Genomic DNA, 1,409 nt, shown 5'->3' on the forward strand with positions numbered 1-1,409 from the left:
GGCTGGGGTTGTGTGTGCTGGTGCCGCAGACGTTCGCGGCGGCCGGCAGGTTGTTCCCCGGGGCTTCGGATGCGGCCGTGGCGCGGCTGAATGTCTTCAACTATGTGGGGTTTTTGATCGGTTMGCCGTTGGTCGGGGCGCTCGGGGACCTGTGGAGCTACCGCGGGGCCATGGTTGTGCCGATGGTGTTGGTGCTGGTGACGCTGGTGTACGCCCGGTCGTTCGCGCCTCAACCGGACCGATACGGTGGCGGTCATGAGCGGCCGCGCACAGCTGATGTGGGACGAGGCAGTAACGGGCTATGACTTCGGTCCCGGGCATCCGATGGACCCGGTCCGGCTCGCCCTGACCCGGGGACTGGTCGGTGCCTTCGGGCTGGACCGTGAAGTGGAGGTGGTCGCCGCGAAGGCGGCCGGGGAGTCGACGCTGCGGCTCGTCCACCGGGAGGACTACATCGAGGCGGTGAAGGCCGCGTCGGCGGATCCGCGGGCGGCGGACCAGTCGTACGGGCTGGGGACGATGGACGATCCGGCCTTCGCCGGGATGCACGAGGTGTCGGCGCTGATCGCCGGGCAGTCGGTGGGGGCGGCGGAGGCCGTGTGGCGCGGTGACGCGCTGCACGCGGTGAACTTCGCGGGCGGGCTGCACCACGCGATGCCCGGCGGCGCCTCCGGGTTCTGCATCTACAACGACGCGTCGCTGGCGATCGCTCGGCTGCTGGAGCTCGGGGCCGAGCGGGTGGCGTACGTCGACGTCGATGTGCATCACGGGGACGGGGTGCAGGCGGCGTTCTGGGAGGACCCGCGGGTGCTGACGATCTCGCTGCACGAGCATCCCCGGACGCTGTTCCCGCAGACCGGGTGGCCGGAGGAGACCGGGGCGGACTCGGCGGAGGGCTCGGCGGTGAACGTGGCGCTGCCGGCCGGGACCGGGGACGCCGGGTGGCTGCGGGCGTTCCACGCGGTCGTGCCGGAGCTGATCGCGGACTTCCGGCCGCAGGTGCTGGTGACGCAGCACGGGGCCGACACGCACTTCGAGGATCCGCTGGCGCATCTGGCGGTGTCGCTGGACGCGCAGCGGGCGGTGCAGGTGGCCTGTCACGACCTGGCGCACGAGTACGCCGACGGGCGGTGGGTGGCGCTGGGCGGGGGCGGCTACGCCGTGGTGGACGTCGTGCCGCGGTCGTGGACCCATCTGGTCGGGATCGCGGCGGGCCGGGCCGTGGAGCCCGGGGCGGTGATTCCGGAGGGCTGGCGGCAGGAAGCGTTCGCCCGGACCCGGCAGTTGGCCCCGGCGCGGATGACGGACGGACGCTGGCCCGTGGCCTTCCCCAGCTGGGAGGAGGGCTACGATCCCGCGGACCGGCTGGACCAGGCGGTGCTGGCGGCCCGGCGGGCGGTGTTCCCGCT

Annotated in this window: 2 protein-coding genes; both read left to right on the plus strand. The window is 72.9% G+C overall.

Annotation, left to right across the window (positions count from 1 at the left end; translation table 11 throughout):
* The coding region (locus tag CA983_RS43660; protein WP_143645838.1) for an MFS transporter at positions 1–305 on the plus strand (305 nt) is incomplete at its 5' end.
* On the plus strand, positions 256–1,409 hold a 1,154-nt coding region (locus CA983_RS43665), incomplete at its 3' end, for an acetoin utilization protein AcuC (RefSeq protein ID WP_086606112.1). The genes CA983_RS43660 and CA983_RS43665, both read left to right, overlap by 50 nt.

The organism is Streptomyces swartbergensis (assembly GCF_002148965.1).
Classification (GTDB): Bacteria; Actinomycetota; Actinomycetes; order Streptomycetales; family Streptomycetaceae; genus Streptomyces; species Streptomyces swartbergensis.